This window comes from Nocardia asteroides (assembly GCA_019930625.1).
GTDB classification, from domain to species: Bacteria; Actinomycetota; Actinomycetes; order Mycobacteriales; family Mycobacteriaceae; genus Nocardia; species Nocardia sputi.
Window position 1 is genome coordinate 1,285,932 of sequence record CP082844.1, and the last position, 25,932, is coordinate 1,311,863.

Here is a 25,932-nt window from a genome sequence, read left to right on the forward strand (position 1 = left end):
ATCCGGGCCCAAACGCGCATATCACGGGTAGCGGGGACCTAAGCTGGTAGCCACCGGAGAAGTTACGAACGAGGGAGCCCACGCTGTCCACCGAAGATCTTGTCGATATCGACGAGCGACCGTCGGCGGTGCGCGGCGGCCGGATGGACGGCCGCAAGCGCCGGTGGCGGCAACACAAGATCGATCGCCGCGAGGAACTCGTCGACGGCACCCTGGCCGCGGTGCGCGCCCGCGGCAGCAACGCGGGCATGGACGAGATCGCCGCGGAGATCGGCGTCTCCAAGACCGTGCTCTACCGCTATTTCTCCGACAAGAACGACCTGGTCCACGCGACCATGCAGCGGTTCATCGAGACCACGCTGATGCCCCGGGTCTACGGCGCGATCAGCCTGGACGCCGACGAGTATCAGCTGGTGCGCTCGGCGCTGGCCGAGTACGTCGGCACGGTCGACGAGGACCCGGAGGTCTACCGGTTCATCATGGGCAACGGCTCGGCCGACCAGTCCTCGCTCGCGGAGTTCGAGAAGCTCTTCGCCGAGGTGGTGTGCGCGGTCATCACCGAGCGCGCGCGGGAGCGGGGCGTGCGGACCGAGGGCGCCGCGCTGGCGTCGTACGTGCTGGTCGGCGGCATTCAGCTGGCGACGCACTGGTGGACGACCAACAAGTCGCTGTCGCGCGAGGACGTCATCGACTACCTCACCATGCTCGCCTGGAGCGCCATCGAAGGCATGGCCCGCGCGGGCGGTTCGCCCGCGGCGTTCAACGCCCAGACGCACGTGCTGTCCACCCCTGAGGCGCCCGCGGAGGACTGAACCGGCCCGATCCCCGGGGTGCTAGCTGGGCCGCTTGCTGAAGTTCACCGGCCCTCTCGACTTTGCCGGAACGTTGGCTAGTCTGAACCCGAGCGGTGCGCCGAGTGCGCTGCGTCACCGCCGGCGCCGTACGCGACGGCGGTCTGCGCGGGACACCACGGTCACGCAAGGGGCCGCCTGCGCGTCCGTCGCTCCGACCGCGGCACCAACGGAGGTACCTCGATGGCGAAGCAAGTACCGACCTCTCGGCTTGCTCGTGGCACCAAGCTGGGTGCGGTGGCAGCCAGTTCGGTGCTTCGCACACAGCGCGCACGGTTGACCATGCGGGGCAGATCCGAAGCCGTCCGGGCGAAGATGGCCGAGGAATCCATGATTCGCACCACCGAGCAGGTGGTCATGGTGCTGGGCACCATGAAGGGCGTCGCCATGAAGCTCGGCCAGATGATGTCGGTGCTCGACCTGGATCTGGTCCCCGAGGACCACCGGGAGCGATTCCAGAAACGCCTGGCCGTGCTGCGCAACGCGGCCCCGACGGTCTCCTTCGCGGCCATGCGCCAGGTGATCGAGGACGATTTCGGCAAGCCGCTCGACGCGGTCTTCGCCGAGTTCGACGCCGAGCCGGTCGCTGCCGCCTCGATCGGCCAGGTCTACCGGGCGCGACTACACGACGGCCGCCAGGTCGCGGTGAAGGTGCAATACCCGGGCATCGACGCCGCGGTGCGCGCGGACCTGAAGAATCTCGCGATGTTCCGGCGCGTGCTGCAATCCGCGATGCCGTGGGTGACGCCCGCGGTGCTGGACGAATTGCGGCTGAACATGGAAGCCGAACTGGACTACCGGGCCGAGGCGGCCACGCAATTGCAGATCGCCGAGCTCTACGCCGAGCATCCGTTCGTCATCGTGCCGCGCTCACTGCCGGAATTCTCCACCACCCGAGTGCTGGTCACCGAGTATGTGCAGGGCAAGGGCTTCGAGGAGATCCGGCAGTTGCCCCAGGCCGAACGCGACCGGATCGGCGAGATCATCTACCGGTTCTACGTGGGGTCGCTGTTCACCTTCAACGAGTTCTGCGGCGACCCGCATCCCGGCAACGTGCTGCTGGCCACGGACGGCCGGGTCGGGTTCCTGGATTTCGGGTTGTTCAACCGGATGGACGCCGAGCACGTGCAGTTCGAGCTGACCTGTCTGCGGGCCGCCGCGGAAGATCGCGCGGAAGATCTGCGCGAGTTGATGATCGAGCGCGGCGTCATCGATTCGCCGCAGGAGATCGGCGCCGAGGAGTGCCTGGAATACGTGCTGGCCGCCTCGGAATGGTGTCTGGTCGACGAGGAGCTGACCATCACCCCCGAACTGGCCAGCGGCGCCTTCCTGCTCGCGGTCGACCCGCGGGCCAGCGAGTTCACCGGCATGAAGCAACAGAATCTGCCGCCGGAGCACCTCTTCTCCCGCCGCGCGGACTTCCTGACCTTCGGCATGCTGGGTCACCTCGGGTGCACCGCCAACTGGCACCGCATCGCCCGGGAGTGGCTCTACGACGAACCACCGGTCACCGAGCTGGGCCGGACCCATCACGCCTGGCTCGCCGACCGTGCCCACACCGCGTCGCAACGGCCGCGGGCGCGCAAGAAGACCACGAAGTAGCCGATCGGCGACACGACCCCAGAACGGAAAACCATGGCAGACACTCGGGAATTCGACCTGGTCCTCTTCGGCGCGACGGGTTTCGTCGGCAAGCTGACCGCGGAGTATCTCCTCGCGGCCGCACCGGAATCCGCGCGGATCGCGCTGGCGGGCCGGTCGCTGGACAAACTGACCGCCGTGCGGGAGGGTCTGGGGCCGAAGGCCGCGAGCTGGGGGCTGGTAGTGGCCGACTCGAAGGACCAGACCGCGCTGGACGAGCTGGCCGCGCGGACCAAGGTCGTGGTCACCACCGTCGGTCCGTATCTGCGCTACGGGATGCCGCTGGTGGGGGCATGCGCCAAGGCCGGAACGCATTACGCCGACCTCACCGGTGAGCCGCTGTTCATCCGCGAGGCCATCGACGCCTATCACGAACAGGCCGTGGCCACCGGCGCGAGAATCGTGAATTCCTGCGGCTACGACTCGATTCCGTCCGATCTGAGCGTGTACCAGCTCTACCGCCGCACGGTCGAGGACAACGCCGGTGAGCTCGTCGACACCACGCTGGTCGCGTCGTTGAAGGGCGGTGTCAGCGGCGGCACCATCGATTCCGGCCGCGCCATGATGGAGGCGGTCGCCGCCGATCCGGCCAAAGGCGCGGTGCTGTCGCATCCGTATTCGCTGAGCCCGGACAAGTCGATGGATCCCGATGTCGGCCGCCAGTCCGATCAGGCGCTGGCCCGGGCGAGCGCGATCGACCCGAGTCTGGACGGATGGGTGAGCACGTTCGTCATGGCCGCGCACAACACCAAGATCGTGCGCCGCACCAATGGGCTGCTCGGCTGGGTGTACGGCAAGAACTTCCGCTACCGCGAAGTGATGAGCGCGGGGAAATCGCGGGTCGCGCCACTGGTCGCGGCGGGCGTGGCCGGCGGCATCGTGGCGGGTCTGACCGCGGGCGCGCTGCTGTCGCGGGCTGCCGCGGGCCGCAAACTGCTGGACCGCGTGCTGCCCAAGCCGGGGACCGGGCCCAGCGAGGAGGCCCGCAAGAGCGGTTGGTTCACCATGAAGACGTTCGCGCACACCACGTCGGGCGCGAAGTACGTGGCCACCTTCTCCGGCGCTGGCGACCCGGGATATCAGGCCACCGCGGTGCTGCTCGGCGAGAGCGGCCTGTGCCTGGCGTTCGACACCGGCAAGCAACCCGAACTCGCGGGCATCCTCACTCCCGCGGCGGCGATGGGCGACGCGCTCACCGACCGGCTGCGCGCGGCGGGCATGACCATCACGGTCGAGCGTGCCTGAGGTCGCACGCCGGTGAATCTCGCACGCAAGACGATGAATGCCCCGGCCCTCGCCGCGGTGTACGAACGAGCCTGGCGGCCGACGCTGTTCTATCTCGCCAGCGGGCGCACGACCGCGGCGGACCGGGGCGACGCGGTCGCCACGCTGCGGCTCGGCGGCGCGCAGAAGGTTCTCGACATCGCCTGCGGGCCGGGCAATTTCACCAGATACCTGAGCGAGGCGCTGTCGGGTGACGGCTACGCGATCGGTTTGGACTACTCCGAACCGATGCTGGCGCGCGCCGTCGCCGACAACGCCGGACCGCGCGTCGGGTATCTGCGCGGGGACGCGCGCAGGCTCCCGTTCGCGGACGGAACTTTCGACGCGGTCTGCTGTTTCGGCGCGCTCTACCTCATTCCCGACCCGCTCGTCGCCGCTCGGGAGATGATCCGCGTCCTCGCTCCCGGTGGCCGCATCGCCATCACCACCAGCCACCGAGCCCCCAACCCCGTCGGCGAGGTGAGCCGCGTGGTCGGCGGCTTGAGCGGTCTGCGGGTGTTCGGCACCCGGACGTTCCCCACCCTCTTCGCCGAACACGGCTTGGGGGAGATCGACCAGCGGGTCCATCGCCTGCTCCAGTACGTCAGCGCGACGAAACCGGCTTAGCCCCGGCGCTGCTCACCGGTGACGGCTCGGATCAGGAATTCGAGTTTGTCCACGGTGTGATCGAGCGGACGGATGCTGCGTTCGGCCCGGCACATCGCCACCGTGCCCTCCATCGCGGCAACGACCAGGGTGGCGGTCTGCTCGGCGTCGATCTCGCTCGCGCCGTGCTCGCGCAACGACCGTGCCAGCAGCCCGGTCCAGTTCTCGAACGCGGCGGCGGCGGCACGCTGCGGTTGGTCGTCGTCGCCCGGATCTTCGATCGCGACGGCGAGCACCGGGCATCCTGCCTGGAAGTCGCTGTCCAGCACCACCTTTCGCCACATGTCCACAAATGACCGCAGACCGGCGACCGGCCCGGCCGCAAGCCCCCCGGCGAGTTTGCGGGCGGCCAGCGCGTCGGTGAACCGAACCGCTTCGGCGGCCAGTTGCGATTTGCCGCCCGGGAAATAGTGGTAGGTGGAGCCCAGCGGCGCCTGGGCGTGCTTGGCGAGTTCCCGCACGCTGGTCGCGTTCAGGCCGCGGCGGCGGATCATGTCGGCCGCGCCGGCCACCATCCGCTCCCGCGCCTGCGGCGTCTCGGCCATCGCTTCTCCTCCCTTGCTCATGACGACTGTCATAGCGTACCGTGCAGGAGTTATAACGATCGTTATAAACGCCGGTATTCGTTTCGAATGGAGTTCGCCATGCCGATGATCCAGCTGACCCTGCCCACCGGAGTCCTGTCCGCCGATACTCGCGCCGCGCTGCGCGGCAGGCTCGCGTCCACCTTGCTGAAGTGGGAGGGAGCGCCCGACGCGGCGTTCTTCCGCGCGCTGGCCTGGAGCCGCATCGATGAGGCCCCGGCAGGCGCTTTCGGCAGCGACGAGGACGAGCTGCCGAGATTCCGGGTCGACGTCACCGTGCCCGCGGGGGCACTGTCCGATCGCCGCAAAGAGGGCCTGATCAAGGAGGTGACCGCGGACGTCTCGGCCGCGGCGGGACTCGGCGACGCCGACGGCTTACGAGTGTGGGTGCTCATTCATGAACAGCCCGAAGGCACCTGGGGCGCCGCCGGGAACGTGGTCCGCTTCGCTGAGCTGGCCGCTGTGGCCAAAGGTCAGCGCGCCGATGCGTGAGCCGCGCCTTGTCGAGCCATCCGCCACAGCTGTCTGTCGCTGCCTCGACCGCGGCTCACCATCTGAGAGTGCGGGCGCGAGGGGATCAGGGCGTGGGCGGGGCCGCGCCGAGATCGACCATGCGGTGGAGGATGGCAGGGGCCAAGGCCAATTCGAATTCGGTTCCGCTACTTTCGAAGACGAAGGCCAAGTAGTCGTCGCGAGTTAGTGGGGCCAAGCGGACCGAGCACTGCTCCCCCACGACCACCCAGCCGCCGACGGTCAACTGATCGGACATCGCCACTCCCCACCCTCCGACACTTCCGACAAGTGGACTATGCCAGTTGCGGGCTCGGGGTGTCAACGGCGGAAATCGGCCGCTGAGCTGGTGAAATACTCCTGTGCGCACCACTGGCCGGGCGGATGGGTGATCTCACGGTACTCGAGCGCGACGCGCCCGGCGTCGAGGCCGACGCGGCGCACCACCAACACCGCGGCCGGGTGTGGGAGCGCGAGGTGGCGGCGTTCGTCCTCCGTGGCCAGCCGGGCGCCGACGCTCTCGCGCACGACCGTGGTGACGCGACCGACCGCCGATTCCAGGTAACGCCGGACTTCACAGGGCAGCGGATCGGAGCCGAGCAGGAGGGTGGCGGGTTCGGCGAATCCACCCGGAAACCAGCAGGTGATCAGCCGCGTGCCTGCGGAACCCGACTCCCGCAGCGTTGTTCGCACGATCACCCGGCTTCGCGCGGGCACGCCGAGCGAGTCGGTCACCTCTCGTGGCCCTTCGACCACCTCCGCGCGCAGCACGGTCACCGACTCGCCCGCGAGCGCGGACGATCCGTATCGGGGCGCGCTTTCGCGCATCAGCACGCCGCGTTCGGCGACATAGGTACCCGATCCACGGCGGGTCTCCACGATTCCCTGTCGGCGCAGGACATTCAGCGCCTTGGCGGCGGTGGGTCGTGCCACCTTCCAGCGCGCCGCGAGCTCCCGTTCGGAGGGCACCTCGGCGCCGGGAGCCAGCTCGCCGCTCTCGATCAGCCCCAGCAGATACGCCGAGATCCTCAGGTATTTCGGATATACGTCATGGATTTCGGCCACCGGTCGCCCTCCCCTGCCGACACCGCCCCTCGGACCGCTGGCCAGTGTAACAACGGCGCGCGGGGTCGCCGGGGGCCTCGCACAAGCCGGTACCGAGTCGGTCCACGGTGTTGTACCGACCGGTAAAGTGCGGATCCAGTACAGCGCGGTACGAGCAGGACCGAGCGGAAGGGGGCTTCCACGTGGCGGTACCCGATACCGGACAGGGGACGGCGCGAGAGCTGTACGCGGCGGCCATCGGCGCGGGCGGGGGCGAACCGTTCGAGCTGGACACCGCGGTGGCGGAGAATCTCGCCGCGGCGTGCGACAAGCTGGTCGACGATCTAGGTCGCGCGATGACCGACCAGCACTTGGTCACCGACGTGACCGGCTTCCCGGATCTGCCCACCGGACATGGCCTCACCCGCGGATTCGCCGACAAAGGACGGCAATACCTGGACACCCTCGCGGCGTTCCAGGAAACCGCGCTGCTGTTCAAGGCCGCGTATCTCGCCGCGGCCAACCGGCTGGCCGAGGCCGAAGCGGCCAACCAGGCCGCGCTGCGGCTGATCGCCGAATACCTGGAGCCCCGATGAGCGGGCCTCCGCACGCCGGGATCGACTGAGGGGGACGAAGAATGGCAGACTCCGCAGCACGGGCCGCCGCCGACGACATCCGGCAGGAGCTGGCCGGATTCACCGCTGGTGCGACCGATCCCGCCTACGCGCCGGATCGAGAGCTGTTCGGCGCCTACACCCATCAGCAGATATGGGACCTGGTGCACGAAACGCTCGACCCGGCGGCGCTCGGCCGGGTCGCCGCGGCGTGGCACACCAACGCCGCCGCGATGGCCGAAGCGTTCCAAGCCTTCTCCGATGCCACCAACCGGGAGTTCGCGCGCTGGTCCGGCCGGGCAGCCGACGCCGCCGTGGGTGCGACCAGGCAGTTCGTCCGCGCGGGCGAGGAGGCTCACGACGTGTGCCGGGCGGTCGCGCGGCTGATGGAGTTGAATAGCGATGCCGCGCAAACGGTCCGGGGCGCGATCGCGCCACCGCAGCGGTATCGGCCACTGGCGGACCCGGCCGCCGAAGCGGTTTACGGTGGAAAACGTAGGATGGAACACGATAGTGCGGCGGCAGACATCGAGGCGGATGTCCGGGACACGATGACTTACGTCTACACCCCGACGATGCCCGCCACCGGCGACCGCGTTCCCCAGTTTCCCCAGCCACACGAAGGTTCGACCGCCGACAACGGCGCACCCGCTGATCCGGACTCCGTCCGCGGAGGCGGCGCACGGTGAAATGGGTGCTCACCCCGGACGAATTCACGCATGTCTGGACGAACGAAACGAGCCTGGACCGTAGGCCCTACCCGGTCAATATGGTCCCCTCGGCTACCGTGCGCACCGAATCGGAGTATCACGCCCTCGGTTTGCCGCAGCGCTTCTCCCGGCAGGCCGACCCCGATCTGGCCGCCGCGCTGATGCTCTGCGCGCGCCACGACGCGACCACCATCACCGTCTCCGGCGAGCGTTCCGCGGCGTCGCACAACGGCAGCGCGGCGGAACCCGTACGGATTCTCGCGTTCGCCGCGGTGGTGCACAACCACGCGAGCATCCTGGTCGCCACGCCGGACCGGGTGACCGTGCACATGTGCCATGTCCGGGCAGTCGGCGAACGCCTGGTGCAGATCATCGGTTCGGCGCGGCCGGGCAGACTCGCCCCGATGCGTGAGCCGCAGGACGCCGTGCTCAGTCCGGACCGCACCGAGCCGTTCGTCACCAACGGCCAGCGCGGCGCGGCGAAATTCCGCCAAACCCTGCGCAAGCCGGTGGACGGGCGCGGCTTCATCACCGTCACGGTGGAGCCGGAGAATCCCATGTCCCCACCCACCCGCCACCGCACCTGGCTGGACTTCACCGGTGACGGGCGCTACCTGCTCACCACAGCGCACGATCTCATCCTGACCCCCGTATCGGACGAGGAGTTCGCCGCCCAACTCCTGCGCCTCGCGCAGATCTGACCACTCGCGACTACCGCGGGTAGGTTCGGAACATGTCGAAGCTGTGGACGGTCACACCTGCCGAGGCCCTGAAAGCGGACGGGTTGCGAGTCGCCGAGCTGGACACCTCCGGGCGCCCTGGATTCACCGGCGACAAGAAGACAGGCCTCGAACTGCTCGCCGAACGCAGCGTGGTGCTGTCGGATCTGCAGGAGAAGCTGTACGCCAACGGCCGGTCCGGCGGCGACCGGCGCAGCGTGTTGCTGATCCTGCAGGGCATGGACACCGCGGGCAAGGGCGGCATCGTCCGGCACGTGATCGGATCGGTAGATCCGCAGGGCGTCGACCACGCCGCGTTCGGCGTGCCGACGCGGGAGGAGCGGCGTCATCACTACCTGTGGCGCATCCGCAAGGCGCTGCCGCGCGCCGGTCAGCTCGGCGTGTTCGATCGCTCGCACTACGAGGACGTGCTCGTGGTGCGAGTGCACAATCTGGTGCCGCCCACCGTGTGGGAGCCGCGCTACGAGGAGATCAACACCTTCGAGCGCGAACTGGTGGACGAGGGCATCTCGCTGGTGAAGGTCGCGATGTTCGTCTCGCTCGACGAACAGAAGAGGCGGCTGGCCGAGCGGCTGGAACGTCCGGACAAATTTTGGAAATTCAACCCCTCCGACATCGATGAGCGCGCGTTCTGGCCCGCCTACCAGGAGGCATACCAGGCGATGCTGGAACGCACGTCCACCGAGTACGCGCCCTGGTACGTCGTGCCCGCCGACCGCAAGTGGTTCGCCCGCCTCGCGGTGACCGAACTGCTGATCGCGGCGCTGGAGCGGCTGGAGTTGGATTGGCCCCCGGCGAAGTTCGACGTCGAGCGGCAGAAGCAGCGGCTGGCGCAAGCCTGAGTCGACGCGTCCTGTTGTCGGGCCCCAAGCGGCTCGCGCGAGACCACATCGCCGTGCTCCAGTCCGCCGGAGCCAGGCCGCCCCGCTCGACGTAGATCTCCGATGCCGTCCCTTCGAGCTGTCCGCCGGCGCGGCCGGGGCGGCCTGCGGCGCGGGGTTCCAGCTCCGAGTAGGCGAGTGCGCTGCCGACGACGTGGTCGCGGTGCCGCTGACCCGGCAGCGGATGCGCGTCGGGGGCCTGGACGAACTCCTAGCTGCTCACGGGACCAGAGGCCGGACCTCCTCGGCGACGAACCGGAGGAAGGCGGCGGGATCCGGATCGTCGGCCGTGGTCTGGAGCACGACGGTGTCGGCGCCCGCTTCGGCGAGCATGGTGACCGCCGCGGCGATCGCCTGCGCGTCACCGGCCACACCCGCGCCCGGCGCGTGCGCCGGAGTGCGTTCGGCGGCCAGGCGCGCGTCGGCCTCGGGGCCGGTGACAGCCAGCAGATTCGCCACCACGTGGTGGTGATCGGTGCGCCCCGCGGCGGCGCGGCCCTCGTCGATCAGCGTGCGGGCGGCCCGCACACCGTCGGCATCGGTGATCGAATCGAGCAGGGTGCCGTCGGCGTGCTCGCCGGACAACCGGATCGAGCGTGGGCCGCGCGCGCCCGCGTAGACCTTCGGCGCGGTCGCGGGTGGCCAGTCCAGCGCGACGTCGTCGAGATGCACATAGCGGCCGGAGACGGTGACCCGCTCGCCGCCCAGGAGAGCGCGCAGCGCGGCCAAGTGCTCGCTGAGCAATGTCACCGGCGATTCGACGCGGCCGCCGACCTGAGCCATCCAGCTCTGCACACCGTGTCCGACGCCGAGAGTCAGCCGGGCGGGGAACAGACGATGCAGCGTGGCGGCCTCCATGGCGGTGAGAGCGACGTTGCGCAACGGCACGGGTAGCAACCCGATACCGACGCGCAACCGCTCGGTCCACGCCAGTACCGCGGCAGCGCTGGCGATTCCGCTTTCCAGGAAGCAGTCCTCCCACAGCCACAGTTCCTCCAGGCCCGTGGCCTGGGCCACCTGAGCCGCCTCGCGCAGCAGTTCGGGTGGATTTTGCGGGCGGAACACAGCACCGAGAACAGTCATCCCACCATTCCTACCCGCCGAGCCCGGCGGACGCGGGTTTTCTCGCGTGGAGACGGCCGACGCGGCCGCGCTCAGGGTAGCTGCCGGGCGAAACGCGAGTTCGGTCGATGTGCCGTCCAGTCGGGGTCGCCGATTCGTCCGGTGTGGACGAATTCCCCCCAATACCGCCGGGTTCGGATGCCCAGCGCGTCGATCTCGGCGGGGGTGAGCGGCGCGAGCATCGGCGCCGCGCGCCATGTATCGGCGTCGCCGAACAACAGCGGCAGGTCGACGCAGTGGCAGGCGCCGTACGGGTTCGCCGGATGCAGCCGTCCCACGCGGTAACAGTAGACGGTGGCGCCGGCATCGACCAGCTCGTCGGCAAAGCGGAAAAGTCCTTCCTCGAACGCTTTTCGCCCGATCAGGCGCTGCCCCGCCGAGTCGAGCCTGCCCCCGATCCCGGGCAATCGCCGCAGCCTGCCGAAGACCGGGTGCGGGCCGCCGTAGAACGCGCGCGCTTCCTCGGCCGCGCAACCGAGCACCACCGGCAGTCCGCCCGCCGCGTCCCGCACCGCCTGTCGCCACTCGCGCTCGCCGGGCAGCGGGCGCGCATCGGCTACGGGCAAGAAGGGCGGTGCGGAGTTCAGTGCTGCCGGTCCCGCCGCGCGGCGCACCGTACGACCCTGCGCGGCGAGCAGGTCGGACACCGGCGCGGTGAACGGATCGGCGCCGAGTTCGGCGAGGAACATCGCCCCCGTCCGCTCGGCTTGCCGGTGGTTGTGGAATCCGACGCCGAAGGGAGCGCTCTGCACGATCGCCTGGGCGAACAGCGGCCTCGCTTCCGCGATGCCCAGCAGCGCGACGACCGATTGCGCGCCCGCCGACTGCCCCGCGACCGTGACCCGCCGCGGATCGCCGCCGAACTCGGCGATGTGCTCGCGCACCCACCGCAGCGCCGCGATCTGGTCGCACAGCCCGAGATTCCCCGCCGAGACGCCCGGCGCGCGAAGGTAGCCCAGCACGCCGAGCCGGTAGCTCACCGACACCACCACGACGCGCGTCTCACGCACGAGCCGGTCCGCGTCGTACAGGTTCCATTGCCCGCTGCCCGCGAGGTATGCGCCGCCGTGCAGCCACACCAGCACCGGACAGCTGCCCGGTTCAGCGCCCGCTGGGGTGGTGACGGTTAGCGCCAAGCAGTCCTCCGACTGCTCGAGCGGGTCCGCCCGCCCGATCACCCCCTCGAGCCGTCCGGGCAGTTGCGGTGCGACGGCGTAGCGGCGCGTCGCGTCGTACACCCCCGTGTGTGCCGCGACCGGCTCCGGCGCACCGAATCGCTCGGCCCGCGCGTAGGGAATCCCGCGGAACACCACGGCCGAGCCGCGGGTCTCGCTCCGCCAGCGCCCCGAGGGCGCGACCACGTCGTTCATGCCTCTCTCACCTTCTATCGCAAGTCTACTTGCGATAGCACCACGCTAAGGCTCGAAGGCGAAACAACGCAAGAGGAGTTGCGATAATCGGCGCATGAGTGACTCCCCCGCGCAGATCCGTGGTGCGCGCCTGCAGAAGGCGGTGCTCGACGCGACAGTGGCCCGCATCGAGTCGGCGGGCATCGGCAACGTGCGCGTCGCCGACGTGGCCGCGGACGCCGGCGTGCACGAGACCTCGATCTACCGACGGTGGAAAACGCTGCCTCGGCTGCTGCTGGACGCGCTGCTGTCCCGAGTGGCCGAGGAGATCCCGCTGCCGGACACCGGGTCGCTGCGCGGCGACCTGGAGCGGTTCATGACCGATCTCATCCGGTTCGCGCGGACACCGTCCGGCCAGGCCCTGATCCGGGGCACCGTGATCGCCGAGTCCGACCCCGAGGTCGACGCCGCACGGCGCGAATTCTGGGTACGGCGGCTGTCGGCGTCGGAGGAGATCGTCCGGCGCGGTATCACCCGTGGCGATGTGGCCGCGACGGTGGACCCTCGGCTGACCATGCTGACCCTCGGCGGACTGGTCCACCTGCACGTCACGCAACTCGGCGCGGAACTGCCGCCCGGCTTGGCCCGCGACGCCGTCGACCTCGTCCTCGGCGGCATCACGCCGCGTTGAGCGCGTCTTCTCGGCACGCTCCCGCCCGGTATCAGCGACCGTAGGCGGGATGTTTCGGAATCTCTCAGGTACGCCGACGATGATGACCGCGTGTGGCCCGATCACCCGGCAAGGTGGTCGGCGGATCTACCATCGTGGCGGTAGGAAACCGTCCGGCGAGCGAAAGGCGTGGTGAGCGCACGGTGAGCAAAAACCAGGGTGGGAAGTCGAACCCGCTGCTGGCGGCGGAACGCGCCGACCGCAACCGCAAGATCTTGATCCAGGTGGCCGTCGCCGCCGTGCTCGTCGGGTTGATCGCGGCCATCGGCATCGGCATCGCGGTGCAGAAGGCCCGCAAGGACGACCCGGGCCCCACCCCGTCCATCGCCGCGACCGGCGCGGCGAACGCGGGCCCGGTGGCCGCCTCGATCACCGACAGCGGCGCGGTCCGGATCGGCAAGCCGGACGCGAAGGTCAGCGTGCGCGTCGTCGCCGACCTCCAGTGCCCCGCCTGCAAGGCCTTCGAGTCGGCCAACGGTCAGGTGCTCACGGACGCGGTGAACAACGGCACCGCCGTCGTCGAGTACAACATCATCGCCTTCCTGGACAAGGCCTCCACCACGCGCTACTCCTCGCGCGCGGGCAGCGCCTCCTACTGCGTCGCCGAGGCCGACCCCACCAAGTACCAGGACTGGCTGAAGGCCATGTTCGCGCAGCAGCCGCCGGAGGGCGGCGCGGGGCTGTCCGACGACCAGCTCGTCCAGATCGCCAAGAGCGTCGGCTATACCGACGACGCGGTCGCGCAGTGCATCACCGAGCACAAGTACGACAAGTACATCCAGGCCCGCACCAAGGAAGTGCTGGAAAGCGGCATCCAGTCCACCCCGTCGGTGTTCGTCAACGGCAAGAAGGTCGAGTCCAGCCAGGAGATCTTCGGACCCGGCGGCCTCGCACCCGTGATCAGCGCCGCCGCTGCCCAGTGATCACCGCGGGGCCGCGCGCCGCGTGGGTGCTGCTGGTCGGCGGACTCGCCGGCTGGCTGGCCGCCGTCGCGCTGACGGTGGAGCGGTTCAAGCTGTTCACCGACCCCGGCTACACCCCGTCGTGCAGCATCAACCCGATCCTGTCCTGCGGGTCGGTGATGGTGACCGACCAGGCTTCGGTCTTCGGGTTCCCGAACCCGCTGATCGGCGTCGTCGGGTTCTCCGTCGTCGTCACGCTCGGCCTGCTGTCGGTGGCCGGGGTCGGCTTCCCACGCTGGGTCTGGGGCAGCCTGTGGCTCGGCGCCCTGCTCGGGGTCGGCTTCGTCTGCTGGCTGATCTTCGAAAGCCTCTACCGGATCAACGCGCTGTGCCCGTACTGCATGGTGGTCTGGGCGATCATCACGCCGCTGCTCGCGGTGTGCACCGATCAGCTGTGGGGAGGCTCGCGCGGTCCGCTCGGCGTGCTCGCCGAATGGCGCTGGACGATCGTCGCGCTGTTCTTCGCGGTCGCGCTGCTGCTGGTGTTCCTGCGTTTCCAGGACTACTGGTTGTCGCTGGTCTGATCCGCCGGTTCAGTTCGGCGGGCCCGCGACCAGGACCACGGCTACCGTGCGCGCCCCGTGTGCGCCGGTGACGCCCAACCGGACGGTGTCGTTCGGCTTGCGCGTGTTCAGCGCGGCGCGCAGGGACTGCGCACTGCTGACGGCGTGACCGTCGATCGAGGTGATCACGTCACCTGAGGCGAGACCGGCGGCGTAGGCGGGCATGCCGTAGATCGCCACGTCCACGCGCGCTCCCGTGCCGACGGGCAGCGCGTTGGAAACGAGCACACCGAGGGTTGCCGTCGGGCCGATGTGCACGGTGTCGGTCGGGGTGCCGGAGCGAATCTGCTGGACCACTCGCATCGCGGCGTCGATCGGCACCGCGTAGCCGTTCGCCGGCTCGTCCGCCGCGCGCGCCCCGTCACCGGATGCCGCGGCGATGACACCGACCACGTGCGCCTTCCGGTCGACCAGAGCTCCGCCGGATTGGCCGGGAGTGACCGCCGCCGCGACCTCCAGCATCCCGCTGAGCGCTTTGCGCGACAGATCGGCGGCGTTGACCGCCACGATCGCGCTGTCCAGGTCGGTGAGCGGGCCGTGCACCGCGGTCGGCGCGCCACCGGTCCCGCCCGCGTTGCCGATCGCGAGGACCTCCTCACGCAGGCGCAATCCGGCCGAACTGCCGATCGTTGCGATCGGTAGCTCGGCGGCGGCCAGGTCGAGCAGCGCGATGTCGGCCTCCGCGTCGTAGCCGAGCACGACCGCGTCGTAGACCTTCCCGTTGCCGACGTCGGTGACGGTCACGGTGTCCGCGCCTTTGACCACGTGGTGGCTGGTGAGCACCTCGCCGTCGGCGGTGAGGACGATGCCGGACCCCGCCGCGCCGGGCCCGGACCGCTCGGTGGAGGCGTTGACGTTGACCAGCGCCGGACGCACCGCCGCGGTGACCAGTCCCGGGTCCAGCGGATCGGGCGGGGCGAACGCGACCGAGGCCGGGGCCCCAACGGTGCGATTGTGATCGGGCAACTCGCCGCGATACCCGAGGAAAGCGACGACCGTGAGCACGAAGGTGACGACGAGCACGAACACCCGGCCACCGCCCGGCGTGCGCCGCGCCCCGGTCCACTGCTGCCGTTCTTCGTCCATGGCTCTCCCGCCTCGGCCGAACCGCTCACCGATTCCATTGTCCCCACCAGACGCCGCCGAAGATCATCGAACCGGGGACCGCGCCCGAAAAATACCCCGTGACCGCGCCGTTCTCGTGTCCCAGTTGGCAACCGCACCCATGCGACGGTAGGCATGTCCTCATGAGCACAGCCGCCGCCTACGCCCTGAACGCCCCCGAGGGCTCGTTCGAGAAGGTCACGATCCAACGCAGGGACCTGGGCCCGCACGATGTGCTGATCGACATCAAGTTCGCGGGTATCTGCCACTCCGACATCCACACCGCGCGAGGCGAGTGGGGCCGGACCCGCTACCCCTGCGTGCCGGGGCACGAGATCGCGGGCGTGGTCGCCGCGGTCGGGTCCGCGGTGTCCAGGCACCGGGTCGGTGATCGTGTCGGCGTCGGATGCATGGTCGGTTCCTGCGGGGTGTGCGCACCGTGCCTGGCCGACGAGGAGCAGTACTGCGCCGCGGGCGCGACCATGACCTACAACACCGTGGTCGACCCGGCGGTGCAGCCGGGCGGGCACACCCTCGGCGGGTACTCCACGCAGATCGTGGTGACCGAGAACTTCGTGGTCGCGATCCCCGAGGGCATCGGCCTGGATGTCGCCGCGCCGCTGCTGTGCGCGGGCGTCACGCTGTACTCGCCGCTGCGGCACTGGGGCGCCGGACCGGGCAAGAAGGTCGCGATCATCGGCATGGGCGGGCTCGGCCACGTCGGGGTGAAGCTCGCCGCCGCCATGGGCGCCGAGGTCACGGTGCTCAGCCACTCGCTGAGCAAGCAGGACGACGGCAAGCTCTTCGGCGCCGCCGCCTACTACGCGACCGGCGACGAGCGGACCTTCCGTGAGCTGCGCGGCCGGTTCGACCTGATCCTCAACACGGTGTCGGCGGACCTGCCGATGGACGCCTACTTACGCCTGCTCGCTTTGGACGGCACCCTGGTGCTGCTCGGTCTTCCCGAGAACCCGTTGACCGTCCGGCCCTTCCACCTCGCCGCGTACCGGCGCTCGCTGGCGGGCTCGTCGATCGGCGGCATCGCGCAGACCCAGGAGATGCTGAACTTCTGCGCCGAGCACGGCATCGGCGCGGAGATCGAGTTGATCGCCGCCGACGAGATCGATGGCGCCTACGACCGGGTCGTGGCCAGCGACGTGCGCTACCGTTTCGTCATCGACATATCGACCATGTGAGCCTGCTCGCCCACCGACGCGGCCACGCGGTGTCCGGCCGCTAACCGAACGCGGCGTGGGTACCTTGACCTTGTGTCTGTGGAGGACGAAGACGAGACGCCACCACCCGACAACGGTGGAGGCCGCGGCATGCCGCCGTGGGTGCCGCGAGCATTCCTGCTGGCGGCGGCGACGATCACCGGACTGCTGGCGGCCTTCTGGGTGCTGGAGCGCCTGCAGGGTCTGCTGACGGTTCTGCTCGTCTCGCTATTCCTCGCCTTCGCGATCGAGCCCGCGGTGAACTGGCTGGCGCGGCGCGGCATGCGGCGTGGACCGGCGACCGGATTGGTGTTCCTGGTGATGACGGCCCTCGTCGTCGCCTTCCTCTGGACCCTCGGCGCGCTGCTGGTCGAGCAGGTCACCACTCTGGTCGAGAACGCCCCCGAATACGCGGACCGGGGCGTGGAGTGGATCAACAACACCTTCAAGACGGATGTGTCCAGCACCGACATCCAGAAGTACGCCACCGACTGGAGTTCCACCCTGGAGGGTTACCTCACCGGACTGGCGGGTGACGTGTGGGGCATCGGCACCGCCGCGCTCGGCGCGCTCTTCCAGGGCCTCGGCATCCTGCTGTTCACCTACTATTTCGCCGCCGACGGTCCGCGCATCCGCACTGCCGTCTGCTCGCTGCTGCCGCCGCGGCGTCAGCGGCATGTGTTGCGCGCCTGGGATATCGCGGTGGAGAAGACCGGCGGCTACATCTATTCGCGAGCTCTGCTCGCACTCTTCTCCACGCTCGCGCACTACGTGGTGCTGCGCGTGCTGGACGTGCCATCCGCGTTCGCCCTCGCGCTGTGGGTCGGCGTGGTCTCCCAGTTCATCCCCACGGTCGGCACCTATCTCGCCGGTGCGCTGCCGGTCATCGTGGGGCTGGTGCACGGCCCGAGCACCGCGCTGTGGATTCTCGGCTTCATCGTGCTCTACCAGCAATTCGAGAACTATGTGCTGCAACCGCGCGTCACCGCGACCACCTTGGACATGCATCCGGCCGTCGCTTTCGGGGCGGTGCTGGCGGGCGCGGCGATGCTCGGCGCGACCGGCGCACTGCTCGCCATTCCGGTCACCGCGACGGTGCAGGCGTTCTCCGGCGCCTACATCCGCCGCTACGACGTCCCGGCCGACGTGGAAGCCGACCTCGACCGCACGGCCCCGCGCAAACGACGGCGAAAGTTGGCCAGGCAGTTGACCCTTCGTCTGGCGGGCCGCCACAACCCGCCTCCGCGCTGAACCCGGCGCGGGGTCAGCCGGCGCGAACGGAGGTCAACGCCCCGATCAGCGCCTGGCGTACCTCGCCGAGCTGGGCACCGCTGTGCCGCGCGGTGTCGTACTCCACCTGAATGGTCATCCTGCCGTCGACCGTGAAGACGGTCAGTTTGGGCGGCATGCCCGCCGCCATGGCGAAGACGTCGTCGCGGATGATCCGCACACCCGGCGGCGTGGAATGCGCGGGCAGCCGACCGATATTCGAGATGGTGAAGGTGTTCTGCGCCGCGAACATCGCGGCCGTGGCCGGATCGGTGACACGCTGTGCGGCGAGCATCATGCCCAGCGCTTCCCCGCGTTCGGCCGAAGCCCGCATTCCCGCCGCTACCACGTGCGCCAGTGCGACCGGGTCCGCTTCGGCTTCGACCAGCGCGAACGTGCCGACCCCGGACACGCAGTTGAGCACGGTGCTCGCAGGCAGCGGCGGCGCCAGATCCGCGCGGACGTCCGCCGCGTGGCCGCACACCATCGGCAGCGCTCCCGTCGATGGCGCCAACTGGGCCCGGAACGCGGCGAACGCCGCCCCGCCGATCAGGCTGTTCACCGTAAGACCGTGCGAGCGAGCGGCCGCGACCACGGCGGCGGTTTCGCTGTGATCCAGCTCGATACGGTCGAGGGTCAACCGGCCCGGCGCGCCGACGCCGAGTTCCGGCAGGTAGCGCGGCGCGAGATCCGGGCTCATCATCGCGGCGCCCGCGCGCATCAGGTCGAGCAGCTGGGCGACCTGCTCGTCGGAGACGATCCGGGCCAAGCGGATGTCCATCGCTTCGGGCAGGCGCTGATCGGATTCCGGTCGCGGCGCGAAGGCGCCCGTCACCTGCGCGGTGTAGCGCTCCCACAGTTCCGCCAGCAACGCGAAAGCCGATCTGCCATCGGCGATTCCGTGATGGAGGATCAAAACGATCCGATCGCGGTCACCCGCGCGGAACAGATGCGCGTGGAACAGCCCGTCGTTCCAGTCCTGCGGCGTGTTCACCAGGTCCAGGTACTCGGGTTCGCCGCCCTCGGTGATCGCCAAACGGGGCAGGTAGGAATCGTCGCGCCGGAAGTATTTCGCGCCGTGGTCGTCCACGAGCTGCTTGCTGCGCAGCAGGGGGTGTGCGGCCGCCAGTTCGGCGAGCACTTCGCGCAGTGTGGGCACGTCGAGCGCGCCCTGCACGGTCGAACCGATGAACAGCGGCATGCCGCCGACCGGGATGCTGCCGATTCTGGTGCCGGAGCCGAAGTAGCCGGCCTCGAAGGAGGACAGGACGCGCTGAGCAGTCATCATCTCGTTCTTTCTCGTGGGAGTGACCACCTGAACATACAAGCGTTTCAAACGTCTGTCACATACGTTTGTTTGAAACATGTGTGTTAAACGCCTGTATGGCGCGCTGCTAAGGTGCAGGAGTGGGAACCCGGGAAGACCTTCTCGCCGCGGCCAAGCGGTGCCTGGCCGAGCGCGGTTACGCGCGAACCACCGTGCGCGAGATCGTCGCCGCCTCCGGCAGCAACCTGGCGGCGATCAACTATCACTTCGGCACCCGCGACAAGCTGCTCAACCAGGCGATGATCGAATCGAGCGCCGAAGCGGTGCAGCGGATCGCCGCGGCGCTGCCGCGGGACGACTCGGATACTCCGGCGGCGCGCCTGGAAGCGTTCTGGCGGGAACTCATCGCGTCGTTCACCGCGGACCGGCCGCTCTGGTCGGCGAATATCGAAGGCATGGCACAAGCGCTGCACTCCCCCCAGGTGCGCGCGGAGTTGGCGGTCGCGCAGGAACGCGCACGCGAGTCGATCTGGCAACTCTTCGGCCCGACGCGCGGCGCCGAAGCCGACCGCGCCGTAGGCGCTGTGTTGCACGCGCTGATCGGCGGTCTCATGGCCCAATGGCTGGTCGATCCCGAACACGCGCCCTCGCCCGATGACCTGATCGCAGGGTTGCGCACACTCGCGGGCGAGATCGGCGCCGACTGAGCCCTCCAGCACCCGGGTGCGGGTATGAGCCTTCCGAGAACCGGGGCGCACGGCCTATCCCACGCTGTGGGTAGCCATGGATCGCGCGCCGATGTACAACTCTTCGGAAACGATTAGCACCACTCGGTGCCGAGGCTGGATGGGAACAATGCTGAAGCGGCCGCCGGACCTGGCCTTCGACCTCGGCAAGATGCACCGCAGGCGCAACGACGTGGCGGCCGCGCGCGAGGCGTTCCAGATCGCGATCGCCTCCGGTCATCCGAACTGGGCGCCACTGGCCGCCGCGGAGCTGGGTGGGCTGCTCAGCGCGGTGGGTGACAAGCCGGCCGCGGAAGGCGCCTACCACGTCGCGGTCGATTCCGGTCACGAGGACGCGGCGCCACGCGCCGCCTACAACCTCGGACTGCTGCTGGCCGAGCGCGGCGACACCGCGGCGGCCGAGGCGATGTACGAGCGTGCCGCCGAGTCAGGGCATCCCGACGCCGCGCCCCGGGCCTGGATCAATCTCGGCTACTCGCGAGCCAAGCGCGGGGACTCGGACGCGGCGCGCACCGCCTACCAGCACGCGATCGACGCGGGCCCCGGTGATATCGCCCGGCTCGCCCTGTCCAATCTCGCCTACCTCCTTCGCGCCGAAGACGATCTGGACGGCGTGAAAGCCGCCTATCGCGGCGTCATCGACGGCTGGCCCGAGGATCAGGCGCTCGTCGCCGCGGGCGATCTGGTCCAGCATCTCGGCGAGGCCGGAGATCTGGCCGGGGCCAGGGAGGTCAGCCGGTCCATGGCCGAATCGGACGATCCCGCGGTCGCCGCGCGGGCCAGCTTCGACGTCGGGGTGTTCAGCGAGCGGCTCGGCGAACCGGACGTGGCGCTGGCAGCCTTCCAGCGAGCGCTCGATTCGACGGATGCCGAAGCCCGGACCCGGACCGCCGCCGCGCTCGCCCCCATCTACCACGAGCGCGCCGCGACGGTGCTGCGCGAGACGGACTGGGCGGGGCTGTCACACGCCCACGGAGCAGCCCTCGACGCGCCCGCCATGCTCGCCGACCTGATCGGCGCCGCCGTAGAAGACCAGACCCGCGGCGTCGTATTCCTGTACTCCGCTGTCCTGCATCAGGGTTCGATCTACTCGGTCACCGCTCCCGCAGCCGAAGTCGTGCTCGGCGCCCTGCTGCACGAGCGCACGGACGTGACCTATGCCCGCGCCTGGGTGCACGAGCCGCAACCGCTGCGCTTGGAGCTGCTCAACTGGCTGCACGAGGTGATCGTCACCGCCGCATGGCAATCCGCCGTCGAGGACGACGCCGAGACGACCCCGGCCGACCGGGACGCCGCCGCTGCCTGCTTGGCGCTGTTGCCGCACGTCCGCGCCGCCACATCGGCCGCGCTGGCCATGGCCGGAGCCGGCTCGGTCGCCAACGCCGCCACCGAGGTGCTCGCGACGCTCAGCGCGCTGTCCGCCGTCGGCGAGTGATCGCGCTCACCACCGCCGCGACCGACTGTTCGGCGAGTTCGTCCGACAGCGGCAGGTGGCCGAACAGCGCCCGGTAGTAGATCGGCGCGGCGACCGAGTCCAGGACGAAATCCAGATCGATGCCGGGGTCCACGTCGCCGCGCGCGATCGCCGAGCGCAGCGCCGTCGCCGTGGTCCGCCTGCGGGGTTCGAAGACGGTGGCCAGGAAGTGGGCGCGCAACTGCTCGTCACCCGCCAGATCGGCGACCAGCGCGGGCAGCACACGGTGCAGCGAGGTGTCGCGCAAGGCCGCGACCAGATCGCGCATCGCGCCAACCAGGTCGGCGCGCAGGTCGCCGGTGTCCGGGGTCGGTCGCAGGCCGAGCAGGTCGGCGACGACATCCACCACCAAGTGCCGCTTGGACGGCCATCTGCGGTAGATGGCGGGACGGTGCAGGCCCGCCCTGGCGGCGACCCGGCCGATGGACAGGTCGGCGTATCCGACCTCGTCGAGCAGCTCACGCGCGGCCTCGAGCACCGCTGCGTCGATGCGGTCGTCGCGAGTTCGTCCCGCCATCAGAAGACCGGCCGCGGCATCAGGATGACCCGCCAGCCGTCCGGATCGGGAAAGGTCAAGCCGCCGTTGGCGGCCCAGAACGGATTCTCCGCCCGCACCGGTTCCACGCCGAACTCGCCGAGCCGCTGCGCCGCGTCGTACATCTGCGACTCGCCCTCGAAGTAGAGCACCAGCAGGTTCTCCGCGCTCGGCGCATCGCCGGGGCTGCCGTCCGCGTGCGTGGTGAATTCCAGATGGTATGCGGCCCCGGGCAATCCGAGCATCACCCCGTCATATCCCGCGTGGTTCCGGAAGCGGTAGAGCTCGCGCAGGCCGAGCCCTTCGACATAGAACCGCACCACCTCGTCGAGCCGGTCGGTGGGGCGAGCGATCCGGACCTGCGCGACGCGCAGCGAGTCCGGCCAGTCGTTGTCGGTCTCCATACTCGAATATTACAGTACGTACTGTACCGAAATAGATCCCGGACAGACCGAGGGCCGCCCCGTTCGGTCGAACGAAGGCGGCCCTCGATGCGCTGTCGCGCCTATCTCACTCGGCGGCCGCCGCGCGCCTGCGGACGCGCCGAGCCGCGGCGACCATGTTGCGCAGCGACGGTTCGAGCTGCCAGTAGTGCCGGGTCTTCAGGCCACCGTCCGGATTGGCCCACAACCGTTGCGGTGTCACGGCTTCGGCCGCCGCGGTGAGCAATTCGTCCAGCTCGTCGATGTCCGGGATGCGCGCGGAACGGCTCTCGTACACGCCGGGCCCGACGCCGTGGCTCAGGCCGTGCCCGGAGGCGCAGTCCTCCTTCAGCGCCCGCAGCACCCACTCGATGGAGCGCGTGGCCACGATGGCGGTGACGTCGGCGTCGAGTTCATCGATCGCCTCGACCACCTCGGCACGGCCGGAATAGCCGATGTGCGTGTGGATCTGAGTCTCGGCCCGCACCCCGGAGGTGGCCAGCCGAAACGCGCCGATCGCCCAGCGCAGGTACTCCGCGCGGCCCTCCGGCCGCAACGGCAGCATCTCGCGGATCGCGGGCTCGTCGACCTGGATGATCGATATGCCCGCCTTCTCCAGGTCCACCACCTCGTCGCGAATGGCCAGCGCCACTTGATCGGCGGTCTCGTGCAGCGGCTGGTCCTGCCGGACGAAAGAGCGGGCGATCATGGTGACCGGCCCGGTGACCATGCCCTTGACCGGCTTGTCGGTGAGCGACTGCGCGTAGCTGATCCACTCCACCGACATCGGCGCCGGGCGCGACACGTCGCCGTAGATGATCGGCGGCCGCACGCAGCGGGATCCGTACACCTGCACCCAGCCGAAGTGCGTGGTCGCGAAGCCGTCGAGCAACTCGGCGAAGTACTGGATCATGTCGTTGCGCTCATGCTCGCCGTGCACCAGCACGTCCAGGCCGATGTCCTCTTGCAGCCGGATCGTCGACTCGATCTCGGCCTCGATCCGCTTGCGGTACTCCTCGTAGGACAACCGGCCCTCACCGAGTTCGTAGCGCGCCTGACGGATCCGGGCGGTCTGCGGGAAGGACCCGAGCGTGGTCGTCGGCACCGGAGGCAGATTCAGCTTGCGCTGCTGGGCTTCCCTGCGGACCTCGTAGGGTTCACGCGAGCGCATGTCCGGGGTGACCGCGTACACCCGCTGCCGCACCGCGTGCTTCTGCTTGAAGTGCACCTCGGTCGGGCGCTTGCGCCACTTGTCCGATGGGCCCTCGGTGAGCGCCTTGGCCAGCGAGACCACCTCGCCCACCTTCTGTTTGGCGAAGGCGAGCCGGTCGGCGACGTGCCCCTCGATGTCGTACTCGATCAGCAGGTCGTAGGGCACGTGCAGCAGCGTGGTGCCGGTGGAGACGACCAGGTCCGGGCACACCTTGGCCAATTCGTTGAGGTATTCCAGCGTGACGTAGCGGTCGGCGCGCCACACGTTGCGGCCGCTGATCACACCCGCGTACAGGCGCTTGCGCCGGATGCCGGGAATCTCGGCCAGATCCTCCGGCCGCATCCGGTAGCTGGCGAGGTCGAGGCCGATCGCCTCGACGTTGGTGCTCGCGAGAATGGTCAGCGCCTCACCGAAATCGCCGTACTGGCCGGTGACCAGCATGCGCGGGCGCAGCGGCGCCTTCGCCAGCCGCTGATAGACGGCCTCGAACGCGGCCAGTTCGGCGGGCGTGCGCTCACTGGTGAACGCGGGCTCGTCCAGCTGCACGCAGGTGGCGCCGCGCTTGGCGAGGATCTCGAACAGTTCCTCGTAGACCGGCAGCAGCTTGTCCAGCAGGCTGATGGTGTCGAATCCGCCCGACTCGCCGGGGATGTGCCCGGCCTTGGACAGCAGCAGCAACGACACGGGGCCGAGGACGACCGGCCGCAGCTCGATGTCGACGGCCTTCGCGCGGTCGAACTCGTCGAGCAAAGCCTCGGGATGCAGCGAGAACTCGGTCTCGGCGTCCACTTCCGGCTGGCGGTAGTGGTAGTTCGTGCCGAAGAAACGGACCAGCTCGAGCGGCGGCAGGTCCGGACGGCCGCGGGCCATCAGGAAGTAGAAGTCCAGCGGGTGCATGCCCTCGCGGTAGGGCTCGAACCGCCTGGGCACCGCGCCGAACAGCAGCGCGTTGTCCAGCACGTGGTCGTAGAACGAGAAGGTGTTGCCGGGCACCTGGGTCAGGCCGGTGGCCGCCAGCTCGTTGAACTGGGTCTCCTGGATCTCCCGACCGACCGCCAGCAGTTCCTCGCGATCGAGCGAACCGTGCCAGTAGGCCTCCAGCGCCCGCTTGAGCTCGCGGTGCGGTCCGATCCTGGGATAGCCGAGAATGCTCGACCCGTAGCCGTCGGTCACGTTCACCATGAGCGGATTACCTTCTTTCGATCACCTGCGCGGCCCGCCGAGATCGACGGGTCGATCCGGCTGCGCTCTGGATACCCAGCCGCACCGTCGACATGGCCCGGCTGTTGTGCAGCTTATGCCGACCGTCCGAGTGTCCGTCGCGCATGCGCCGCGGGCGCGAGCGGCGGGCACTCGGACGCGAGACTCCCAGGGGCCGCGAACACGCGGCGCCGCAGGCGCCGCGAATCAAGCCCGGTACTGGTAGAAGCCCGCTCCGGTCTTCTTGCCGAGCAGGCCCGCCTCGACCATGCGCATGAGCAGCGGCGGCGCGGAGTACAGGGGCTCCTTGAACTCGGCGTACATCGAATCGGCGATGGACTTCACCGTGTCCAGGCCGACCAGGTCGGTCAGCGCCAGCGGGCCCATCGGGTGGGCACAGCCGAGCACCATCGCCTTGTCGACGTCCTCTTTGGTGGCGAAGCCGGACTCGACCATGCGGATCGCCGACAGCAGGTACGGCACCAGCAGCGCGTTGACCACGAAGCCGGAGCGGTCCGCCGACCGGACGACCTGCTTGCCGAGCACGTCTCCGGCGAAGGCCTCGGCCCGCACGGAGACCGACTCGCTGGTCTTGAGCGTGGTGACCAGCTCGACCAGCGGCAGCACCGGGACGGGGTTGAAGAAGTGCATGCCGACCACGCGCTCAGGGTTCGCCGTGGCGACCGCGATCTTCATGATCGGGATGGAGGAGGTGTTGGAGGCCAGCACGGCCGAGGGGTCGGTGACGACCTTGTCGAGCTCGGCGAAGATGCTCGTCTTCACCTTCTCGTCCTCTAGCACCGCCTCGACCACCAGCTGGCGGTCGGCGAAGTCGCCGAGATCGGAGGTGAATCGCAGACGCCACGCGGCCTGTTCGCGTTCGCGCTCGGTGATCTTCCCGCTGCTCACACCGCGATCGAGGGACCGCAGGATGCGGGCGCGGCCCGCAGCGGCCAGTTCCCGGGTCTGCTCGAACACCAGCACGTCGATATGCGCCCTGGCACACACCTCCGCGATTCCGGCGCCCATCTGGCCGGCGCCGATAACACCGACGCGTTGGATCTTTTCGCTGCTCACGTCCCGCTCCTGCTGGGTTGTCTGGCTCTGGGGTGGCTGGTCTGCGAAGGTGTCGCTCCGGTGTGAGCGCGCCCTTCGATGGTCCAAGGTATAGGGATGCCCTCCCCGCCGGGGCTGTTCAGCGGGGAGGGCAGTACACCCCTACCGGAGTAGAGGAATGTCGGTTTTCACGTCGGGAACC

26 protein-coding genes and 1 pseudogene are annotated in these 25,932 nt (G+C 69.4%); 16 read left to right on the forward strand and 11 right to left on the reverse strand.

Translation table 11 applies throughout. The features are described from left to right. Window positions 1–128: 128 nt before the first annotated feature. The 4 genes from K8O92_05970 (at window position 129) to K8O92_05985 (ending at window position 4,382) form a co-directional block, all read left to right on the forward strand. The gene (locus tag K8O92_05970) at window positions 129–812 is read left to right on the forward strand and encodes a TetR/AcrR family transcriptional regulator (protein UAK33500.1); all 684 of its coding nucleotides are present in this window, start codon (window positions 129–131) and stop codon (window positions 810–812) included. A 222-nt stretch (window positions 813–1,034) separates the two neighbouring features. After that, window positions 1,035–2,453 (forward strand): AarF/ABC1/UbiB kinase family protein, encoded by a 1,419-nt coding sequence (locus K8O92_05975; GenBank protein UAK33501.1) that lies wholly within the window; start codon window positions 1,035–1,037, stop codon window positions 2,451–2,453. Between the two features lie 33 nt (window positions 2,454–2,486). Further along, the gene (locus tag K8O92_05980) at window positions 2,487–3,737 is read left to right on the forward strand and encodes a saccharopine dehydrogenase NADP-binding domain-containing protein (protein UAK33502.1); all 1,251 of its coding nucleotides are present in this window, start codon (window positions 2,487–2,489) and stop codon (window positions 3,735–3,737) included. 12 nt (window positions 3,738–3,749) lie between these two features. Next, window positions 3,750–4,382 carry a methyltransferase domain-containing protein gene (locus K8O92_05985; GenBank protein ID UAK33503.1) on the forward strand — a complete coding sequence of 211 codons (633 nt, stop codon included), beginning with the start codon at window positions 3,750–3,752 and terminating at the stop codon, window positions 4,380–4,382. Here K8O92_05985 and K8O92_05990 read toward each other — a convergent pair. Beyond that, entirely contained in the window at window positions 4,379–4,966 is a 588-nt protein-coding gene (locus K8O92_05990) for a TetR/AcrR family transcriptional regulator (GenBank protein UAK35471.1), read from the reverse strand. The genes K8O92_05985 and K8O92_05990 overlap by 4 nt on opposite strands. A gap of 99 nt (window positions 4,967–5,065) precedes the next feature. On the opposite strand from K8O92_05990, the gene K8O92_05995 reads away from it, so the two are divergent. Beyond that, window positions 5,066–5,497 carry a tautomerase family protein gene (locus K8O92_05995; protein ID UAK33504.1) on the forward strand — a complete coding sequence of 144 codons (432 nt, stop codon included), beginning with the start codon at window positions 5,066–5,068 and terminating at the stop codon, window positions 5,495–5,497. Between the two features lie 85 nt (window positions 5,498–5,582). Here K8O92_05995 and K8O92_06000 read toward each other — a convergent pair whose 3' ends face one another. Together K8O92_06000 and K8O92_06005 are read right to left on the reverse strand one after the other, a co-directional pair. Continuing rightward, on the reverse strand, window positions 5,583–5,774 hold the full coding sequence (locus K8O92_06000; protein ID UAK33505.1) for a hypothetical protein: 192 nt from the start codon (window positions 5,772–5,774) through the stop codon (window positions 5,583–5,585). A 62-nt stretch (window positions 5,775–5,836) separates the two neighbouring features. After that, the gene (locus K8O92_06005; GenBank protein UAK33506.1) at window positions 5,837–6,580 is read right to left on the reverse strand and encodes a GntR family transcriptional regulator; all 744 of its coding nucleotides are present in this window, start codon (window positions 6,578–6,580) and stop codon (window positions 5,837–5,839) included. 182 nt (window positions 6,581–6,762) lie between these two features. Between K8O92_06005 and K8O92_06010 the strand changes: the two genes are divergently transcribed. The 4 genes and pseudogenes from K8O92_06010 (at window position 6,763) to K8O92_06025 (ending at window position 9,465) form a co-directional block, all read left to right on the forward strand. After that, the gene (locus K8O92_06010) at window positions 6,763–7,155 is read left to right on the forward strand and encodes a hypothetical protein (protein UAK33507.1); all 393 of its coding nucleotides are present in this window, start codon (window positions 6,763–6,765) and stop codon (window positions 7,153–7,155) included. Between the two features lie 41 nt (window positions 7,156–7,196). Then, a pseudogene (locus K8O92_06015) lies at window positions 7,197–7,781 on the forward strand (hypothetical protein). Window positions 7,782–7,858: 77 nt separating this feature from the next. After that, a complete protein-coding gene (locus tag K8O92_06020; GenBank protein UAK33508.1) occupies window positions 7,859–8,584 on the forward strand; it encodes an ESX secretion-associated protein EspG in 726 nt (241 codons plus the stop codon). A 32-nt stretch (window positions 8,585–8,616) separates the two neighbouring features. After that, window positions 8,617–9,465 carry a polyphosphate kinase 2 family protein gene (locus K8O92_06025; protein UAK33509.1) on the forward strand — a complete coding sequence of 283 codons (849 nt, stop codon included), beginning with the start codon at window positions 8,617–8,619 and terminating at the stop codon, window positions 9,463–9,465. A gap of 258 nt (window positions 9,466–9,723) precedes the next feature. On the opposite strand, the gene K8O92_06030 is transcribed toward K8O92_06025, so the two are convergent. Both K8O92_06030 and K8O92_06035 read right to left on the reverse strand, forming a co-directional pair. Further along, window positions 9,724–10,587, reverse strand: a complete 864-nt coding sequence (locus K8O92_06030; GenBank protein ID UAK33510.1) for an LLM class flavin-dependent oxidoreductase — start codon at window positions 10,585–10,587, stop codon at window positions 9,724–9,726. A 71-nt stretch (window positions 10,588–10,658) separates the two neighbouring features. After that, the gene (locus K8O92_06035) at window positions 10,659–11,996 is read right to left on the reverse strand and encodes a carboxylesterase family protein (GenBank protein ID UAK33511.1); all 1,338 of its coding nucleotides are present in this window, start codon (window positions 11,994–11,996) and stop codon (window positions 10,659–10,661) included. 94 nt (window positions 11,997–12,090) lie between these two features. Between K8O92_06035 and K8O92_06040 the strand changes: the two genes are divergently transcribed. The 3 genes from K8O92_06040 (at window position 12,091) to K8O92_06050 (ending at window position 14,191) form a co-directional block, all read left to right on the forward strand. Next, window positions 12,091–12,666: a TetR/AcrR family transcriptional regulator C-terminal ligand-binding domain-containing protein gene (locus K8O92_06040; GenBank protein ID UAK33512.1), complete on the forward strand. Its 576-nt coding sequence runs from the start codon at window positions 12,091–12,093 to the stop codon at window positions 12,664–12,666. A 182-nt stretch (window positions 12,667–12,848) separates the two neighbouring features. Beyond that, window positions 12,849–13,628 (forward strand): DsbA family protein, encoded by a 780-nt coding sequence (locus K8O92_06045; protein UAK33513.1) that lies wholly within the window; start codon window positions 12,849–12,851, stop codon window positions 13,626–13,628. Beyond that, window positions 13,625–14,191 carry a vitamin K epoxide reductase family protein gene (locus K8O92_06050; protein ID UAK33514.1) on the forward strand — a complete coding sequence of 189 codons (567 nt, stop codon included), beginning with the start codon at window positions 13,625–13,627 and terminating at the stop codon, window positions 14,189–14,191. The genes K8O92_06045 and K8O92_06050 overlap by 4 nt, the downstream gene beginning before the upstream one ends. 9 nt (window positions 14,192–14,200) lie before the next feature. Here the strand turns inward: K8O92_06050 and K8O92_06055 are convergent, their stop codons facing one another. After that, window positions 14,201–15,316 carry a S1C family serine protease gene (locus tag K8O92_06055; GenBank protein UAK33515.1) on the reverse strand — a complete coding sequence of 372 codons (1,116 nt, stop codon included), beginning with the start codon at window positions 15,314–15,316 and terminating at the stop codon, window positions 14,201–14,203. Window positions 15,317–15,477: 161 nt separating this feature from the next. Between K8O92_06055 and K8O92_06060 the strand changes: the two genes are divergently transcribed. After that, entirely contained in the window at window positions 15,478–16,530 is a 1,053-nt protein-coding gene (locus tag K8O92_06060; protein UAK33516.1) for an NAD(P)-dependent alcohol dehydrogenase, read from the forward strand. 129 nt (window positions 16,531–16,659) lie between these two features. Then, entirely contained in the window at window positions 16,660–17,799 is a 1,140-nt protein-coding gene (locus K8O92_06065; protein ID UAK35472.1) for an AI-2E family transporter, read from the forward strand. A gap of 13 nt (window positions 17,800–17,812) precedes the next feature. On the opposite strand, the gene K8O92_06070 is transcribed toward K8O92_06065, so the two are convergent. After that, complete coding sequence (locus K8O92_06070; protein ID UAK33517.1) at window positions 17,813–19,105, reverse strand: hypothetical protein; 1,293 nt, start codon at window positions 19,103–19,105, stop codon at window positions 17,813–17,815. A gap of 119 nt (window positions 19,106–19,224) precedes the next feature. On the opposite strand from K8O92_06070, the gene K8O92_06075 reads away from it, so the two are divergent. Both K8O92_06075 and K8O92_06080 read left to right on the forward strand, forming a co-directional pair. Beyond that, the gene (locus tag K8O92_06075; protein UAK33518.1) at window positions 19,225–19,791 is read left to right on the forward strand and encodes a TetR/AcrR family transcriptional regulator; all 567 of its coding nucleotides are present in this window, start codon (window positions 19,225–19,227) and stop codon (window positions 19,789–19,791) included. A gap of 139 nt (window positions 19,792–19,930) precedes the next feature. After that, window positions 19,931–21,265, forward strand: a complete 1,335-nt coding sequence (locus K8O92_06080; GenBank protein ID UAK33519.1) for a tetratricopeptide repeat protein — start codon at window positions 19,931–19,933, stop codon at window positions 21,263–21,265. Here the strand turns inward: K8O92_06080 and K8O92_06085 are convergent. The 4 genes from K8O92_06085 to K8O92_06100 all read right to left on the reverse strand — a co-directional run bounded on the left by K8O92_06085 (window position 21,237) and on the right by K8O92_06100 (window position 25,751). Next, window positions 21,237–21,821: a TetR/AcrR family transcriptional regulator gene (locus K8O92_06085; GenBank protein UAK33520.1), complete on the reverse strand. Its 585-nt coding sequence runs from the start codon at window positions 21,819–21,821 to the stop codon at window positions 21,237–21,239. The two genes, K8O92_06080 and K8O92_06085, sit on opposite strands and share 29 nt — an antisense overlap. Further along, window positions 21,821–22,243: a VOC family protein gene (locus K8O92_06090; GenBank protein ID UAK33521.1), complete on the reverse strand. Its 423-nt coding sequence runs from the start codon at window positions 22,241–22,243 to the stop codon at window positions 21,821–21,823. Before K8O92_06090 ends, K8O92_06085 begins: the two co-directional genes overlap by 1 nt. A gap of 106 nt (window positions 22,244–22,349) precedes the next feature. Beyond that, entirely contained in the window at window positions 22,350–24,656 is a 2,307-nt protein-coding gene (gene metE / locus K8O92_06095; protein UAK33522.1) for a 5-methyltetrahydropteroyltriglutamate--homocysteine S-methyltransferase, read from the reverse strand. Window positions 24,657–24,881: 225 nt separating this feature from the next. Beyond that, complete coding sequence (locus K8O92_06100) at window positions 24,882–25,751, reverse strand: 3-hydroxybutyryl-CoA dehydrogenase (protein ID UAK33523.1); 870 nt, start codon at window positions 25,749–25,751, stop codon at window positions 24,882–24,884. Between the last annotated feature and the right edge of the window lie 181 nt (window positions 25,752–25,932).

Bases quoted from the DNA above. Each gene is read 5' to 3' on its own strand.
- K8O92_05995 (UAK33504.1), top strand. From the start codon at position 5,066: ATGCCGATGATCCAGCTGACCCTGCCCACCGGAGTCCTGTCCGCCGAT.
- K8O92_06040 (UAK33512.1), top strand. From the start codon at position 12,091: ATGAGTGACTCCCCCGCGCAGATCCGTGGTGCGCGCCTGCAGAAGGCG.
- metE (UAK33522.1), bottom strand. From the start codon at position 24,656: ATGGTGAACGTGACCGACGGCTACGGGTCGAGCATTCTCGGCTATCCC.
- K8O92_06060 (UAK33516.1), top strand. From the start codon at position 15,478: ATGAGCACAGCCGCCGCCTACGCCCTGAACGCCCCCGAGGGCTCGTTC.
- K8O92_05980 (UAK33502.1), top strand. From the start codon at position 2,487: ATGGCAGACACTCGGGAATTCGACCTGGTCCTCTTCGGCGCGACGGGT.
- K8O92_06000 (UAK33505.1), bottom strand. From the start codon at position 5,774: ATGTCCGATCAGTTGACCGTCGGCGGCTGGGTGGTCGTGGGGGAGCAG.
- K8O92_06025 (UAK33509.1), top strand. From the start codon at position 8,617: ATGTCGAAGCTGTGGACGGTCACACCTGCCGAGGCCCTGAAAGCGGAC.
- K8O92_06065 (UAK35472.1), top strand. From the start codon at position 16,660: ATGCCGCCGTGGGTGCCGCGAGCATTCCTGCTGGCGGCGGCGACGATC.
- K8O92_06070 (UAK33517.1), bottom strand. From the start codon at position 19,105: ATGATGACTGCTCAGCGCGTCCTGTCCTCCTTCGAGGCCGGCTACTTC.
- K8O92_06035 (UAK33511.1), bottom strand. From the start codon at position 11,996: ATGAACGACGTGGTCGCGCCCTCGGGGCGCTGGCGGAGCGAGACCCGC.
- K8O92_06085 (UAK33520.1), bottom strand. From the start codon at position 21,821: ATGGCGGGACGAACTCGCGACGACCGCATCGACGCAGCGGTGCTCGAG.
- K8O92_05990 (UAK35471.1), bottom strand. From the start codon at position 4,966: ATGGCCGAGACGCCGCAGGCGCGGGAGCGGATGGTGGCCGGCGCGGCC.
- K8O92_06030 (UAK33510.1), bottom strand. From the start codon at position 10,587: ATGACTGTTCTCGGTGCTGTGTTCCGCCCGCAAAATCCACCCGAACTG.
- K8O92_06090 (UAK33521.1), bottom strand. From the start codon at position 22,243: ATGGAGACCGACAACGACTGGCCGGACTCGCTGCGCGTCGCGCAGGTC.
- K8O92_06055 (UAK33515.1), bottom strand. From the start codon at position 15,316: ATGGACGAAGAACGGCAGCAGTGGACCGGGGCGCGGCGCACGCCGGGC.
- K8O92_06080 (UAK33519.1), top strand. From the start codon at position 19,931: ATGGGAACAATGCTGAAGCGGCCGCCGGACCTGGCCTTCGACCTCGGC.
- K8O92_05975 (UAK33501.1), top strand. From the start codon at position 1,035: ATGGCGAAGCAAGTACCGACCTCTCGGCTTGCTCGTGGCACCAAGCTG.